This window comes from Streptomyces bicolor (genome assembly GCF_000719285.1).
Lineage (GTDB): Bacteria > Actinomycetota > Actinomycetes > Streptomycetales > Streptomycetaceae > Streptomyces > Streptomyces bicolor.
In genome coordinates this window covers 193,435-207,340 of sequence record NZ_JOFS01000001.1, presented here as the reverse complement: position 1 = coordinate 207,340, position 13,906 = coordinate 193,435, and the positions used below count along the sequence as shown (strand labels likewise).

Genomic DNA, 13,906 nt, shown 5'->3' with positions numbered 1-13,906 from the left:
AGGGAATCGCCATGACCGACACACCCTCCGACGACAAAGCCCTGCGCATCCTGAGCACCAGCGACCTCGCGGGCATCGACATCTCCCTGGCCGACGTCGTGGAGGTCGTCGAGCAGGCGTACCGCACCCTCGCCGACGGAAAGTCCGCCAACCCGCGCAAGCTCACCGTCAAGCCCGAGGACGGCCACTCGGTCTCCTACGCCATGCTCGGCCGCGACGGCGTCCGCGAGGTCGTCGCCGTCAAGACGTCGTACAAGCACGGCCTCGACAAGTCCCGTGACCAGCAGCACTACTACACGACCCTCACCATCTACGACGACACCACCGGCCTGCCCGTCGCGATGATGGACTGCGGCCGCATCGGCTCCCTGCGCACCCCCGCCGTCTCCGCACTCCTCGCCCGCGAGTGCGCGGCCCCCGGCAGCCGCAGCGCCCTCGTGATCGGCACCGGAACCCAGGGCCGGCTGGCCCTGCCCTTCCTGCTGACCACCCTGCCGGACCTGGACCGCCTCATGGTCTACGGCACCCACCCCGACGGCCTCGCCGCCGTCCGCGAGCGGCTCCACCACTACTTCCCGGACCGCGAGTTGGAGGTCGTCGACGACGTACGGGCCGCCGCGGCCGACGCCGACGTGGTGGTCGCCACCGCAGGACAGCACACCCCGGCCGCCGTGGAGTCCGACGACCTCAAACCCGGCGCCCTGTCGATCCTGGTCGGCCACGGCATCGCGCCCTCCACGCTCCAGCGGGCGGACCGTGTCATCGCCACCAGCGAGGCCCAGATGAAGGTCACCGGCACGGACATGGCCGACGCGGACGGCAACTTCCCCGCTGTCGACGCCGAGTTCCCGGAGGTCGTGGCGGGGCGTGCGCAGGGCCGGCGGACGCCGGACGAGCGGATCTTCGCGTACAACAGCGGGCTCGTCGTCACCGACATCGCGCTGGGACACCGGTTCGCGCAGCTCGCCATCGAGCAGGGTCTGGGAACGCGGGTGTCGCTGTGGCAGTGAGCGAGACGGGGGCAGCCCCACCGCTGCCGGCCCACCCGGATCCGCAGCTCGACGCGATTCTGGTCGGCTCGCTTCCGCACGAGCTGTCGTACGCGATCGGCGGCCCCTTCCATCTGCTGCTGCCCGACCGCTTCGACGCCAACGCCGCCGCGTTCCAGGCGGTGCTCGGCGAGTTCGGCGTCGAGGGGCGCGTGTACTACGCGAAGAAGGCCAACAAGGCCGCCGCGTGGATCGAGCGGTGCGCCCTGTCCGGTACGGGCGTCGACGTGGCCAGTGCCGGCGAGCTGCGGGACGCGCTGGGGTGCGGGGTCCGGGGCGAGGACATCGTGGTGACCGGTCCGGCGAAGGCCGACGGACTGCTGCGTGTCGCCGTGCTCCAAGGGTGTCTGATCGCGGTGGACGCCCTCGACGAGCTGGAACGCGTCATCGACGTCGGGCGCCCCGCGCGCGTACTGCTGCGACGGCTCCCGCCCGCCCAGCCGCACAGCCGATTCGGCCTGGACGACGGGGAGTTGGCGACGGCCCTCGTGCGGTGCCGGGAGGCCGGACTGGAGATGGAGGGCTTCTCCTTCCACCTCTCGGGGTACGACCCCCTGATGCGTGCCGAACTGGCCGCCGAACTGGTCGACTTGTGCCTCAAGGCGAGGGCCATGGGCCTGCGCCCCGACCGGATCAGCATCGGCGGCGGGTTCGCCGTCGACTACACGGACGCCGAGCACTGGGAACGCTTCCTGCGCGACCAGCGGCCCGAGCACTATCACGCCGGCAAGTCCTTCACCCCGGCCGACTTCTACCCGTACCACTCCCCGGTGGCGGGCCCCGACGCCCTGCGCGCGGTCCTCACCGCGGACGGTCTGGCCGCGCGCCTGCGTGAGGCGGGCGTGCAGCTGCTCCTCGAACCCGGCCGGGCGCTGCTGGACCGGGCCGGTTGCACGGTGTTCCGCGTGCAGGGCGTCAAGGACCGGCCCGGGTACGGGATCGTCACCGTGGACGGGAGCAGTCTGAGCCTGTCCGAGCAGTGGTTCAACAGCGAGTACCTGCCGGATCCGGCGCTGCTGCCCGCCCAGGCTTCCCCGGGTGAGCCGTACGCCGCCTGCGTCGGCGGAGCCACCTGCCTGGAGTCCGACATGGTCACGTGGCGCAAGGTGCGGTTCCCCACCCGCCCGGCCCCCGGTGACCTGCTGGTCTACCCCAACACCGCCGGCTACCAGATGGACTCCAACGAGTCCCCGTTCCACGAGCTTGCGCTCCCGCCGAAGATCGTCCTCGACACCGCCGACGGCATGACCCGCTGGCGGCTCGACCGCCCTCCACTCGCCTGACTCTCTCCCCCTCGAACTCCCCTCGAAACTGGAGCCATCCGATGGACAAGGCGCTCTCGCGTCCCGCTGTGGTCAGCCGGGTCTCCGACCTCATCGGCCACACCCCGCTCTTCGAGCTGTGCCGCACCGACACCGGCAGCCGGCTGCTGCTCAAACTGGAGCAGTTCAACCCCACCGGCACGGCGAAGATCCGCATGGCCCGGCAGATGGTCCTCGACGCCGAGGACCGCGGCCTGCTGCGCCCGGGCGGCCGTATCGTCGAGTCGACCTCGGGCAACACCGGCCTGGGCCTCGCCGTCATTGCCGCCGAGCGCGGCTACACCTTCACCGCGGTCGTCGACCATCACGCCGCCGCCGACAAGCTGCGCGGCATGAAGGCGCTCGGCGCCGAACTCGTCTACGTCGCCGAGGAGGGGGACGAGGAGCTGGCCACCGCCGCCCGTGAGGAGTTCGCCGAGAAGCTGGCGGCGCAGAGCGACAACGCCTTCTTCACCGAGCAGCACAACAACCCGGCCAACGGGGACGGGTACCGGCCCGTGGCGCACGAACTCGACGCCGCGCTGGACGGTCGTATCGACATATTGATAGGCGCCGTGGGGACCGGCGGCGGGCTCTTCGGGACCGGTGGGGAACTGCGCAAGGCCGTGCCGGGTGTGCGGATCGTCGGAGTCGAGCCGAAGGGGTCGATCGCCTTCGGGCCGCCCGCCCACGACTACTACCAGTCCGGCACGGGCACACCCGAGGGCGCGACCATCGGCGCCATGGTCGACTACGACCTGCTGGACGAGGGCGCCAAGGTCGGCGACATCGAGGCGTTCGCCACCGCGCGCGTGCTGGCCCGCCGGCTCGGACTCCTCATCGGCGGCTCCGCGGGCGGGGTGGTGTACGAGGCCCTGACCCGGATGAGTTCGCTCGAGCCGGGCACGACTATGGTCGCTCTGATCAACGACGGTGGTGAGAAGTACATGGACACCGTCTTCAACGACGACTGGATGACCGCCCGCAACCTCATCGATCCCGACGCCGAACGCGAGGTCGACGAGCTGCTGACCAAACTCCGCGAGAACTGACACCGATGCCGACACCGCTCACCACACTCCTGCGCGACAGCCGCGCCCTGGCCGCCCTGGCCGTACCGCTCGCCCTGACCCAGCTCGCCCAGGTCGCGCTCACCACCACCGACACGGTGATGATGGGCCTGATGGGCGCCGAGGCCCTCGCGGGCGGCGGCCTGGCGCTGGTCATCTTCAACCAGCTGCGCACCATGGGCGTCGGCATGGTCACCGCCGTCGGCAACCAGGTCTCCGCCGCCTCCGCGCACGCCGAGGACGAGCAGCTGACCGAAGAGGCCGCGGAAGAGGTACGGGACGTCGTCCGTGCCGCGCTCGCGCTGGCCACCCTGTCCGGCATCGTCGGCGCGGTCGTCATCCTGCTGATCGGGCAGGCCGTCGCCTTCCTCGGCCAGGACCCGGACGTCGTCGACACGGCCTGGCCGGTGCTGCTCGCCCTCGCGCCCGGCCTGGTCCCCTGCCTGTGGTTCCAGGCGATCCGCCAGTTCACGGTGGGCATGCGCCGACCGCAGGCCCTGCTCCAGATCACCATCGCCTCGGTCGCCGTCAACGCGGCCCTCAACTGGGGTCTGATCCACGGCTCTTGGATCCTGCCGGAGCTGGGCCTGCCGGGCATCGGCCTCGCGACCACCCTCGTCTACGCCCTGACCTGCGTGGCCCTGTACGTCTCGGCCCGCCGCGACCCCCAGCTCGGCCCGCTCCTCGACATCCGTATGTGGAAGACCCGCCGGGCCACCCTGCGCCGCCTGACCGGCCTGGGCCTGCCGATCGCGGCCACCTACGGATCCGAGGCCGGCTTCTTCTCCGTCGTCGCCCTGCTGATCGGCACCTTCGGCAGCGCCGCGCTCGCCGCGCACACCGCGGTCAACCAGCTCATCTACATCGTCTTCCAGATCGCCGTCGGCCTCTCCCACGCCGCGTCCATCAACGTCAGCCGGGAACTCGCCCTCGACCGCGTCGCCGCCGCGCAGCGCATCAAGAACACGGCGCTGGCCTGCGCGGCGGCGGTGATGGCGGTGGTCGGCGTCGTGTATCTGACCGTCCCCGAGCTGGTCCTGCGTCCGTTCCTGGACCCGTCGTCGGCCGCCGAGCACACGGCGACGGACATCGCGACCAACCTCCTCCTGGTCGCCGCCGTCCTGCAGTTCTTCGACTGCGCGCAGAACATCGGCGTCGGGCTGCTGCGCGGACTGGACGACACCAGGAGCGGCTTCCGCATCACGCTCGTCGGCTACTGGCTGATCGGCCTCCCCGCGGCCTGGCTCTTCGGCCGGCTCGCGGGCTGGGACACGGTCGGCGTCTGGCTCGGCCTGCTCACCGGCCTCGCCGCCACGGCCGTACTGCTGCTGCGGCGGTACAACAGGGCGCTGTCGCTGCGGGGCGGCGCCGAGCAGCCGGTGGTGGCCTGAGGCGGGCGGACCAGGGTGGCGGCGTGCGCCGACGATCAGGCGTCACGCGCCGACGATCATTCGGCCGCGTCGCTGATGCCCAGCCGCAGATGCTCCACGTGGTACACGGCCTGGTCGAGCAGCTCGGCGACATGGTGGTCGTGCAGCGCGTACACGACCGAACGGCCGCGCCGCTCACCGACCACCAGGCCGAGATTGCGCAGCAGCCGCAGCTGATGCGAGCAGGCGGACTGCTCCATGCCCACCTCGGCCGCCAACTCCGTGGCCGGCAGCGGCCCTTCGCGCAGCCGCGCCAGGATCAGCAGGCGGGAGGGGGTGGAGAGGGCCTGGAGGGTGGTGGCCACTTTGGCGACATTGGCCGCGTCCAGACGTACGCGCTCCGGGGTGTCCTGCGCGGTGGTGACGGCTCCATGACCCATGACCGGTATCTTACCCGTCACCCCGTCGAACCTATGAACGATTCTTCATGTGCCGGTGTCGACGAGACGGCCCAGCCATGTGCCGGGCGATCCGGCACCTCCCAGCGCAGCCGAGGTTGATGTCGGATTCTCGCCAGCCTCGTCGCCCACCGTGGCCGATGCTGGACGCATGCAGAAGGGGATGCACACCGAAACGGAGCGCTGCGTGCGCGCCGTCCAGTCCAAGGACGCCCGCTTCGACGGATGGTTCTTCACGGCGGTCGTGACGACCGGGATCTACTGCCGGCCCAGTTGTCCGGTGGTCCCGCCCAAGCCGGAGAACATGCGGTTCTTCCCGAGCGCGGCCGCCTGCCAGCAGGCCGGGTTCCGGGCCTGCAAGCGCTGCCGCCCCGACACCAGCCCCGGTTCCCCGGAGTGGAACCAGCGCGCCGACCTCGTGGCCCGCGCGATGCGCCTGATCGCCGACGGAGTCGTGGACCGCGAGGGCGTGCCCGGCCTCGCCGCCCGGCTCGGCTACAGCACCCGGCAGATCGAACGCCAGCTCCTCGCCGAACTCGGCGCGGGCCCGCTCGCCCTGGCCCGCGCCCAGCGCGCCCAGGCCGCCCGCCTCCTCATCGAGACGACACCCCTGCCCATGGCGGACATCGCCTTCGCGGCCGGCTTCGCCTCCATCCGCAGCTTCAACGACACCGTGCGCGAGGTCTTCGCCCTCGCCCCGACCGACCTGCGCGCCCGCGCACCCCACAGCACCCCGGGCAACACCGCCGGCGCCCTGACCCTGCGCCTGCCGTTCCGCGCCCCGCTCAACCCCGACAACCTCTTCGGCCACCTCGCGGCCACCGCCGTCCCGGGGGTCGAGGAGTGGCGGGACGGCGCGTACCGGCGCACGCTCAGGCTGCCGTACGGCCACGGCATCGTGTCCCTGTCACCCCAGCCCGACCACATCGCCTGCCGCCTCACCCTCAGCGACCTGCGCGATCTGACCGTCGCGATCAGCCGGTGCCGCAGGATGCTCGACCTCGACGCCGATCCGGTCGCGATCGACGACCAGTTGCGCACGGACCCACTGCTCGCGCCGCTGATCGACAAGGCGCCCGGGCGGCGGGTCCCGCGTACGGTCGACGAGGCGGAGTTCGCCGTACGGGCCGTCCTCGGCCAGCAGGTCTCCACGGCCGCCGCCCGCACCCACGCGGCCCGCCTGGTCACCGCCCACGGCGAGCCGGTCGACGACCCCGAGGGCGGCCTCGCCCACCTTTTCCCGGCCGCCGAGGCGCTGGCCTCGGTGGACCCGGAGTCACTGGCCATGCCCCGCACCCGCCGGACGACGTTCACGACACTGGTGCGCGGGCTCGCCGACGGCCAGGTGCGCCTGGGCCCGGACAGCGACTGGCCGGAGACCCGGGCCAAGCTGCTGGAGTTGCCGGGCTTCGGCCCCTGGACGGTCGACGTCATCGCGATGCGCGCCCTCGGCGACCCCGACGCCTTCCTCCCCACCGACCTCGGAATCCGCCGCGCCGCCCAGGAGCTGGGCCTGCCGTCCACTCCGGCGGCCCTCACGGCCCGGGCGGCGGCCTGGCGCCCCTGGAGGGCGTACGCCGTCCAGTACCTGTGGGCGACGGACAGCCACCCGATCAACTTCCTCCCCGTGTAAGGAAAGCCAGTGAAACAGCACACCGTGATCGACAGCCCGTACGGCCCGCTCACCCTCGTCGCCGAGGACGGCCTCCTGTGCGGCCTCTACATGACCGACCAACGCCACCGCCCACCCGAGGAAACCTTCGGCATCCGTGACGAGTCCCCTTTCGCGGAGGCCGAGGAACAGCTGGAGGCCTATTTCGCGGGCGGGTTGACGGAGTTCACCGTCGAACTGCGGCTGAACGGCACCGAGTTCCAGCGCAGGGTCTGGGACCAGCTGCGCCGGATCCCCTACGGCGAGACCCGCTCGTACGGCGACCTCGCCGACGCCCTCGGCAACCCCGGCGCCTCCCGCGCGGTCGGCCTCGCCAACGGCAAGAACCCGATCGGCATCATCGTCCCTTGCCACCGCGTCGTCGGCGCGAACGGCAGCCTCACCGGATACGGCGGCGGCCTGGACCGCAAGCAGCGACTCCTGGACTTCGAGAGCGCGGCGGCGTTGTTCCAGACCGCCTCCGAGGATGGGACAGAAGGCGTTCGGCCGTACGAATGGTTGGTTCGGTGAGCGGTTTTTCAGAAGAAATGCCGGGGAACTGTGGCGGCGACCTGTTGTCCTAAACGAGGCGGAAGTCATGCGTGCACATAGAGCCCTGGCCATCGCTGTCACCACCCCTGTCCTGCTCGCCGCAATCGGAACGACCGGTGCGTCCGCGGCCACTCCGCAAGAGCCGACCGTCGACGGCCCAAGCGCCCAGGCCGCGCCCACCACCGGGGGCATGCGCGGCGAGGCCGGGGAATTCGGCGAAGACGAAATCAGGCCGGAAGAAGGCCTCATCTACAGATTCGCAAGCCAACTCGTGGGCCGCTTCGCTCCCATGAAAGCCGACAAGACGGACGCCGGGGCGAAAGAGAAGTTCTGAGAGCACAGTCCGAGAGCGCAGTCAGAGAGCACAAGAGGTCCCGGCGAGCCCGCATACTCGCCGGGACCTTCTCTAGTCGCCCAGCCCCCGCAGCAGTTTCGGCAGCGCGGTGCCGATCGGTTCGCGGATCACCTCATCGGCGCGGTCGTCGTACGGCGTCGGCTCGGCGTTGACGATGATCAACCGGGCGCCGTGGTCGGCGGCGACACCCGCGAGCCCCGCGGCGGGCTGCACCTGCAGACTCGTGCCGACCGCGATGAACACCTGGCACGCCTTGGTGATCGCGACGGCCTCACCGAGGACCACCGGATCGAGCCGTTCGCCGAACATCACCGTCGCCGACTTCAGGACCCCACCGCAGTCCAGACACGGCGGATCCTCCTCACCGGCCTCGACCCGCGCGAGGGCGTCCTCCATCGGCCCGCGCGCATGGCACTTCGTGCAGACCACACTCCGCGCGCTGCCGTGCAGTTCGAGCACCTTGCGGGCGGGCATCCCGGCGAGCTGGTGCAGCCCGTCCACGTTCTGCGTGATCACCCGCACCGGCACCCCGGACCGCTCCAGCTCGGCCACCGCGAGGTGCGCCGCGTTCGGTTCGGCCTTCAGGGTCCGATTCTTCCGCCGCATCTGCCACGAGCGCCGCCGGATCTCCGGATCGCCCATGTAGTACTCGTACGTCACGAGCTTCTCGGCCTCCGGATCCCGCCGCCACAGTCCGTTCGGCCCGCGGTAGTCGGGGATACCGGAGTCGGTGGAGATACCGGCGCCGCTCAGGAGGGCGACGAGGGGCTTGGTCATAGGGCCGAGGGTAGGACGGGTGCCTGGACTGCGGCGAACGGATATCCGAGGGGCCGGAGCGGTGCTAGGACTTGTCCGGTCGATCACGGTCTCGAAACTGCCCCGGGACCTGAGTTGCCCGGTCCAGAGGTTGGCTGCTGACCAGGTGCTGGCAGCTCTTACGATCAGTCCGTGACTGATACTCCGGCGCATTGGACCGTGCGCCATTTCTCGCAGGCCAACCCGGCTGGCCCTGGCTGTGACAGCGTTCCGGCCCTCTTGCGACGGCTGGCCGACGCCATCGAGGCGTTGGGGCCGGCGGAGATCCAGCACGTGGTGATCGAATCAGAGACGACCGAGCACGGACCTTGGCGGTCGGGCACCGTCTACTTTCACCTGCCGGAAGACGAATGAGGACCGTCGTCCGCGACTACATCGAACGCGGCCACCGCACCGAGGCGCGGGTCGCCGAACGCGACGAGGCCACGCGGTGACCGTTCTCCAGCTCCACCGTCCCCGCCCCGTCCGCCGGCACCGCCGGCGCGGCACCGTGCGAGAGCCGGTGTAGCGAGCCTGGAACCAGCCGTTCAGGGTGCTGACCAAAACAGACGACGCCACGCGGGACGATGAGAGCACCGCACGGTGAAGAGTCCAGGAGTGCAGTACACCGTGGCATATGACGGGACCCAGCACGGGCCGCATCGGGCGGGAGGTCGACGCGGCCGAGGTCGCCGCCCTTCGGGCAGGGCGCTCCGACGAGCCGTGGTACGGCTCCGCCGCCGAGGCCGCGGAACTGCCGGCCACAGGGGTGTCAGGCGCCGAGGCCGAAGAAGCGCAGCGGCGAGTGGCCCCCTTTCTCTACGGCAGGTGGACGGATGAGACGCGCGCTCACCATGAGGCCGACCGCGTCCGTCCTCCTTCCTGGTTGTACGAGGCGTTCTACCGAGGGAACCCCGCCGAGCACGAGGCAGCGCAGCGGCTGCGGTTCCTGCGGTCGCTGTCAGTTCCGGTGCTGGCGCTGGCGGGCGCCGAGGACTGCGTCGCCGGTACCCGGCCGGCCGTGCTGACCTCGTCGCTCTACCGGGACGGCCGACTTGAAACCATTCCGAGAGCCGGCCACCATCCGTGGCTCGACGAGCCGGAGTACTTCCGGGACCTGATCGAGAGCTTTCTCAGGGACTGACTCCGTGCCCGGTGACGTCCGCCTCCGCCAGCCGCACCGTCCGCTCCGCCAGCTCGCTGATCCGTGCCCCGTCGAAACCGAACACCGCACTGCGCACGGTGTCGTCCAGCGGCCCGGTCCACTGGTCCGGGATCGCCGCCGCACCGGTCAGTACTCCCGCCACCGAACCGGCCGTCGCCCCGTTGGAGTCGGTGTCCAGGCCGCCGCGGACGGTCAGCGTGATGGTGCGGGTGAAGTCGCCGTCGCCGTACAGGAGCCCGGCGGTGAGCACGGCGGCGTTCGGGATGGTGTGGATCCAGCCGAGCCCCACGGTCTCCTCGGTGAGGGTGGTGAGGGTGTCCTCCCAGGCCATCCGGGTGTCATGGAGCGAGACGACCCGGCGTACGGTGCGGGCGAGGCGGCTGCTGGCCGGGATGACGGTGAGCGCCTCGTCGACGGCGTGGCGGACCGTGGGCGCCGTGAACGCCGCCGCGATCAGCGCCGCCGCCCACATCGCGCCGTACACGCCGTTGCCGGTGTGCGACAGCACCGCGTCCCGGCGGGCAAGGGAGGCGGCGCGGCGCGGGGCGCCCGGGGAGGTCCAGCCGTAGATGTCGGCGCGGATGAGGGCGCCGATCCACTCCTGGTACGGGTTGTCGTACGTGGCGGTGAGCGGCGGCTTCAGACCGTTCGCGAGGTTGCGGTACGCCGCCCGCTCCGCCGTGAAGGTCTGCAGATACGGCAGCCGCAGCAGCCACAGGTCCCCCACCTGCTCGGTGCTGAAGCCGAAGCCGTGGGTCTCCAGCAGGTCGAGGCCGAGGATGGCGTAGTCGACGTCGTCGTCACGGCAGCTGCCGTGGATCCGGCCGCGCACGCAACTCCGCCACTCGGGGCGCAGCTCGAAGCCGTCGTCCTCGGCGATCGGCTCGGGGAGATAGTCGGTGAGGGGCAGGGCTGCGGCCTGCCGCAGATAGCGGTCGATACGGTCCCGCGTCCACAGGTCGCCCTGCTCGACCGGCTTGCCGAGCATGTTGCCCGCGATCCGGCCGAGCCAGCCCCCGAGGATGCGGTCGGCGAGCTCTGGCTCAGTGCCCACAGGGGTCATAGGACCGGTTTACCCAATTCCGGGGGCGTCCGCGCGGGGTTCGGCCTTCTGCGCAGGGGGCGCGCAGGACGTCCGTGGGGTGCTCGTGCGGCGTTCTCAGGGTCCGGTCAGCGCATGACGTCAGAGGTGTCCTCCGGTTAAGGTCACAGCGGCGCGACTGGCCTTGACATGCGCGAGGCCCGGAGAGCAAGGGGAAAACAGGTGACACAGCGCGTGCTCATCGCCGCGGACAAGTTCAAGGGCTCGCTCACGGCCGTGCAGGTCGCCGAGCGGGTGACGGCCGGTCTGCGCCGGGTCGTGCCCGGCCTCGAGGTCGAGGCCATGCCCGTGGCCGACGGTGGCGACGGGACGGTGGACGCGGCGGTCGCGGCCGGCTTCGAGCGGCGCGAGGTACAGGTCGCCGGGCCCCTCGGGCACGAGGTGACGGCGGCGTTCGCGCTGCGCGGCGACACGGCGGTCGTGGAGATGGCGGAGGCGAGCGGCCTGCAACGGCTGCCCGCGGGCGTCTTCGCGCCGCTCACGGCGTCCACCTACGGCTCCGGGGAGCTGCTGCGGGCCGCGCTGGACGCCGGTGCCCGCACGATCGTCTTCGGCGTCGGCGGCAGCGCCACGACCGACGGCGGCGCCGGGATGCTGACCGCGCTGGGCGCGCGCTTCCTGGACGCGGACGGGGAGCCGGTGGCCCCGGGCGGCGGCAGTCTGAGCGACCTGGCCGACGCCGATCTGTCCGGCCTGGACCCGCGCCTCGACTCCGTCGAGCTGGTGCTCGCCAGCGACGTCGACAACCCGCTCACCGGCCCGAAGGGCGCCCCGGCGGTGTACGGCCCGCAGAAGGGCGCCTCGCCGGACGACGTGGAGACGCTGGACGTGGCGCTCGCGCACTACGCGAAGGTGCTGGAGGAGTCGGTCGGCCCCCGGGCCGCCGAGCACGCCGCCGCGCCCGGCGCCGGAGCCGCGGGCGGCATCGGATACGGCGCCCTCCTCCTCGGCGCGCGCTTCCGACCCGGCATCGAGGTCATGCTGGACGTCCTGGGCTTCGCACCCGCGCTGGAGCGGGCGACGCTGGTCATCACCGGCGAGGGCTCCCTGGATGAGCAGACCCTGCACGGCAAGGCACCGGCGGGTGTCGCGGCCGCCGCCCGCGCGGCGGACAAGGAGGTCGTCGCGGTCTGCGGCCGCCTCGCGCTGGCGCCGGAGGCGCTGGGCCGGGCCGGGATCCGGCGGGCGTACCCGCTGACGGAACTCGAGCCGGACGTCGCGAAGTGCATCGCGGACGCGGGGCCGATCCTGGAGCGGGTGGCGGAACGGATCGCTGAGGACTTCCTGGGCTGAGGCCGGGTTCTTCCCGCCTCGCCGCCCGAGAACGACAACGCGACCCGAGACCGACAACGCAACCCGAGACCGACAACACGTAAGGGGCCCCGAGCCGATCAGCTCGGGGCCCCTTCACCGTCGTAGAACCGCTACGGCAACTGCGCCGCCCGCGCCTCGCGCCGGTTGTCGCGGAAGTTGTTCACCCGGCGGGCCGTGGCGAACAGCGGGATCACCGCGCCCATCACCAGCTGCAGCGCGCAGCCCGTCTGGAGGAGCAGCTGGCCGCTGGGGGCGCCGAAGGCCCAGGCGGCCAGGAGACCCATCGCCAGGACGATCCAGGAGAGCATCGCCACCGCGAGGCGGCCCCGCGGCTTCGGGTACTCCACCCGGCTCACCATGAGCCACGCCGTCCCCAGGATCGCCAGCAGCGTCGCCACGAAGGGCAGCTCGAGGAGCACGATCGCGACGACCGTCAGTGCGCCGAACGGCGACGGCATCCCCTGGAACATGCCGTTCGGCGGTGTCACGCAGGAGAATCTCGCGAGGCGCAACACCACCGCGAGCAGCACCACGATCGCGCCGACCGCCGCCACCCGCTGGTGCGCGTCGTCGGCGACCATGCCGTAGACCAGGACGAAGTACGCCGGCGCCAGGCCGAAGCTGATCAGGTCCGAGAGGTTGTCCAGCTCCGCGCCCATGGGGGAGGAGCGCAGCTTGCGGGCCACCAGGCCGTCGAACAGGTCGAAGACCGCCGCGCACAGCATCAGGATGACCGCAGTAGCCGCGCTGTGGCGGGCCATGCCCGACTCCTGGCTTCCGGTGAGGGCCGGGATCAGGATGCCGGTGGTGGTGAAGTACACCGCCATGAAGCCGCACGTGGCGTTGCCGAGGGTGAGGGTGTCCGCTATCGACAGGCGGAGAGAAAGAGGCATCTCCTCCTCTTCGTCGACCTCGTCGGCCTCGGGCACCCAGCCCGGCTGGGTCTCAGGATCAATCACGGTCAATGCGAGTCACCCCTGCCACGGTCTTCTGCCCGACCTCGACCGCGACCTCCACGCCCTCGGGCAGGTAGATGTCGACACGGGAGCCGAAGCGGATCAGACCGATACGGTCACCCTGCTCGACCTTCGTGCCCTGCGGGATGTAGGGGACGATGCGGCGGGCCACCGCGCCGGCGATCTGGATCATCTCGATGTCGCCGAGCTCGGTGTCGAAGTGCCAGACGACGCGCTCGTTGTTCTCGCTCTCCTTGTTGAACGCCGGAACGAAGCCGCCCGGGATGTGCTCCACGGACGTGACCGTGCCGGAGAGCGGCGCACGGTTGACGTGGACGTTCAGCGGGCTCATGAAGATCGCGACGCGGGTGCGGCCGTCCTTCCACGGCATGATGCTCTGCACCACACCGTCGGCGGGCGAGATGACCCGGCCCTGGGCGATCTCGCGCTCGGGGTCGCGGAAGAACCACAGCATGCCCGCCGCGAGAGCGGTGGCGGGCACGGCGACGGCCTTGGCGACGCCGGAGCGGCGAGCGCGCAGCAGGCTGACGGCTGCGGTGGCGACGGTCGGGAGAAGCCACGGCGATGCTCCGCGCGCGAGGCGTACGCCGCCGACCTGGCTGTCGCGTGGTGCAGAGGTTTGGCTGTGGGGCATGGATGACCTTCGTAGCGGATGATGCCGCGCGGTATCAGGGGACGGCGGCTTTCCCGGGATCGTACCGGTCGCGGGCCACAACTGGGCAAGCCAGGAAGCCGAGTCGGCTACTG

Annotated in this window: 15 protein-coding genes; 10 read left to right on the top strand and 5 right to left on the bottom strand. The window is 71.3% G+C overall.

From position 1 onward, the window contains the following. Positions 1 to 11: 11 nt before the first annotated feature. Genes IF78_RS0100940 through IF78_RS0100925 form a run of 4 tightly spaced genes read left to right on the top strand, consistent with a single transcriptional unit; the run spans position 12 to position 4,811 of the window. A complete protein-coding gene (locus IF78_RS0100940; RefSeq protein ID WP_031475682.1) occupies positions 12 to 1,010 on the top strand; it encodes an ornithine cyclodeaminase in 999 nt (332 codons plus the stop codon). Then, the gene (locus IF78_RS0100935) at positions 1,001 to 2,332 is read left to right on the top strand and encodes a type III PLP-dependent enzyme domain-containing protein (RefSeq protein ID WP_031475684.1); all 1,332 of its coding nucleotides are present in this window, start codon (positions 1,001 to 1,003) and stop codon (positions 2,330 to 2,332) included. Before IF78_RS0100940 ends, IF78_RS0100935 begins: the two co-directional genes overlap by 10 nt. A gap of 41 nt (positions 2,333 to 2,373) precedes the next feature. Beyond that, positions 2,374 to 3,402: a cysteine synthase family protein gene (locus IF78_RS0100930; protein ID WP_031475686.1), complete on the top strand. Its 1,029-nt coding sequence runs from the start codon at positions 2,374 to 2,376 to the stop codon at positions 3,400 to 3,402. A gap of 5 nt (positions 3,403 to 3,407) precedes the next feature. Then, on the top strand, positions 3,408 to 4,811 hold the full coding sequence (locus tag IF78_RS0100925) for an MATE family efflux transporter (RefSeq protein WP_031475688.1): 1,404 nt from the start codon (positions 3,408 to 3,410) through the stop codon (positions 4,809 to 4,811). 56 nt (positions 4,812 to 4,867) lie between these two features. Here the strand turns inward: IF78_RS0100925 and IF78_RS0100920 are convergent, their stop codons facing one another. Beyond that, positions 4,868 to 5,230, bottom strand: a complete 363-nt coding sequence (locus IF78_RS0100920; protein ID WP_031475690.1) for an ArsR/SmtB family transcription factor — start codon at positions 5,228 to 5,230, stop codon at positions 4,868 to 4,870. 169 nt (positions 5,231 to 5,399) lie between these two features. On the opposite strand from IF78_RS0100920, the gene IF78_RS0100915 reads away from it, so the two are divergent. Genes IF78_RS0100915 through IF78_RS0100905 form a run of 3 tightly spaced genes read left to right on the top strand, consistent with a single transcriptional unit; the run spans position 5,400 to position 7,785 of the window. After that, entirely contained in the window at positions 5,400 to 6,881 is a 1,482-nt protein-coding gene (locus IF78_RS0100915; RefSeq protein ID WP_031475692.1) for an AlkA N-terminal domain-containing protein, read from the top strand. Between the two features lie 9 nt (positions 6,882 to 6,890). Continuing rightward, complete coding sequence (locus IF78_RS0100910; RefSeq protein ID WP_051827436.1) at positions 6,891 to 7,430, top strand: methylated-DNA--[protein]-cysteine S-methyltransferase; 540 nt, start codon at positions 6,891 to 6,893, stop codon at positions 7,428 to 7,430. Continuing rightward, positions 7,387 to 7,785: a hypothetical protein gene (locus tag IF78_RS0100905; protein WP_167348300.1), complete on the top strand. Its 399-nt coding sequence runs from the start codon at positions 7,387 to 7,389 to the stop codon at positions 7,783 to 7,785. The genes IF78_RS0100910 and IF78_RS0100905 overlap by 44 nt, the downstream gene beginning before the upstream one ends. Positions 7,786 to 7,857: 72 nt before the next feature. Here the strand turns inward: IF78_RS0100905 and IF78_RS0100900 are convergent, their stop codons facing one another. Further along, entirely contained in the window at positions 7,858 to 8,583 is a 726-nt protein-coding gene (locus IF78_RS0100900; protein WP_031475698.1) for an SIR2 family NAD-dependent protein deacylase, read from the bottom strand. 171 nt (positions 8,584 to 8,754) lie between these two features. Between IF78_RS0100900 and IF78_RS0100895 the strand changes: the two genes are divergently transcribed. Continuing rightward, positions 8,755 to 8,976, top strand: a complete 222-nt coding sequence (locus IF78_RS0100895; protein WP_031497943.1) for a hypothetical protein — start codon at positions 8,755 to 8,757, stop codon at positions 8,974 to 8,976. A gap of 262 nt (positions 8,977 to 9,238) precedes the next feature. Continuing rightward, positions 9,239 to 9,745: an alpha/beta fold hydrolase gene (locus IF78_RS0100885; protein ID WP_051827435.1), complete on the top strand. Its 507-nt coding sequence runs from the start codon at positions 9,239 to 9,241 to the stop codon at positions 9,743 to 9,745. Here IF78_RS0100885 and IF78_RS0100880 read toward each other — a convergent pair. Then, complete coding sequence (locus IF78_RS0100880; protein ID WP_031475702.1) at positions 9,735 to 10,829, bottom strand: ADP-ribosylglycohydrolase family protein; 1,095 nt, start codon at positions 10,827 to 10,829, stop codon at positions 9,735 to 9,737. The two genes, IF78_RS0100885 and IF78_RS0100880, sit on opposite strands and share 11 nt — an antisense overlap. Before the next feature lie 168 nt (positions 10,830 to 10,997). Here IF78_RS0100880 and IF78_RS0100875 point away from each other — a divergent pair, with 168 nt between their 5' ends. Further along, entirely contained in the window at positions 10,998 to 12,161 is a 1,164-nt protein-coding gene (locus IF78_RS0100875; protein WP_051827434.1) for a glycerate kinase, read from the top strand. A 131-nt stretch (positions 12,162 to 12,292) separates the two neighbouring features. Here the strand turns inward: IF78_RS0100875 and pssA are convergent, their stop codons facing one another. Both pssA and IF78_RS0100865 read right to left on the bottom strand, forming a co-directional pair. Continuing rightward, on the bottom strand, positions 12,293 to 13,147 hold the full coding sequence (gene pssA / locus IF78_RS0100870) for a CDP-diacylglycerol--serine O-phosphatidyltransferase (protein ID WP_234439685.1): 855 nt from the start codon (positions 13,145 to 13,147) through the stop codon (positions 12,293 to 12,295). Then, positions 13,134 to 13,793: a phosphatidylserine decarboxylase gene (locus tag IF78_RS0100865; protein WP_003996602.1), complete on the bottom strand. Its 660-nt coding sequence runs from the start codon at positions 13,791 to 13,793 to the stop codon at positions 13,134 to 13,136. Before IF78_RS0100865 ends, pssA begins: the two co-directional genes overlap by 14 nt. Positions 13,794 to 13,906: the final 113 nt, after the last annotated feature.

Excerpts from the sequence above, each read along its gene's own strand:
- IF78_RS0100875 (WP_051827434.1), top strand. The coding sequence starts at position 10,998 with ATGCGCGAGGCCCGGAGAGCAAGGGGAAAACAGGTGACACAGCGCGTG.
- IF78_RS0100925 (WP_031475688.1), top strand. The coding sequence starts at position 3,408 with ATGCCGACACCGCTCACCACACTCCTGCGCGACAGCCGCGCCCTGGCC.
- IF78_RS0100930 (WP_031475686.1), top strand. The coding sequence starts at position 2,374 with ATGGACAAGGCGCTCTCGCGTCCCGCTGTGGTCAGCCGGGTCTCCGAC.
- IF78_RS0100940 (WP_031475682.1), top strand. The coding sequence starts at position 12 with ATGACCGACACACCCTCCGACGACAAAGCCCTGCGCATCCTGAGCACC.
- IF78_RS0100920 (WP_031475690.1), bottom strand. The coding sequence starts at position 5,230 with ATGGGTCATGGAGCCGTCACCACCGCGCAGGACACCCCGGAGCGCGTA.
- IF78_RS0100885 (WP_051827435.1), top strand. The coding sequence starts at position 9,239 with ATGACGGGACCCAGCACGGGCCGCATCGGGCGGGAGGTCGACGCGGCC.
- IF78_RS0100915 (WP_031475692.1), top strand. The coding sequence starts at position 5,400 with ATGCAGAAGGGGATGCACACCGAAACGGAGCGCTGCGTGCGCGCCGTC.
- IF78_RS0100905 (WP_167348300.1), top strand. The coding sequence starts at position 7,387 with ATGGGACAGAAGGCGTTCGGCCGTACGAATGGTTGGTTCGGTGAGCGG.
- IF78_RS0100900 (WP_031475698.1), bottom strand. The coding sequence starts at position 8,583 with ATGACCAAGCCCCTCGTCGCCCTCCTGAGCGGCGCCGGTATCTCCACC.
- IF78_RS0100880 (WP_031475702.1), bottom strand. The coding sequence starts at position 10,829 with ATGACCCCTGTGGGCACTGAGCCAGAGCTCGCCGACCGCATCCTCGGG.
- IF78_RS0100865 (WP_003996602.1), bottom strand. The coding sequence starts at position 13,793 with ATGCCCCACAGCCAAACCTCTGCACCACGCGACAGCCAGGTCGGCGGC.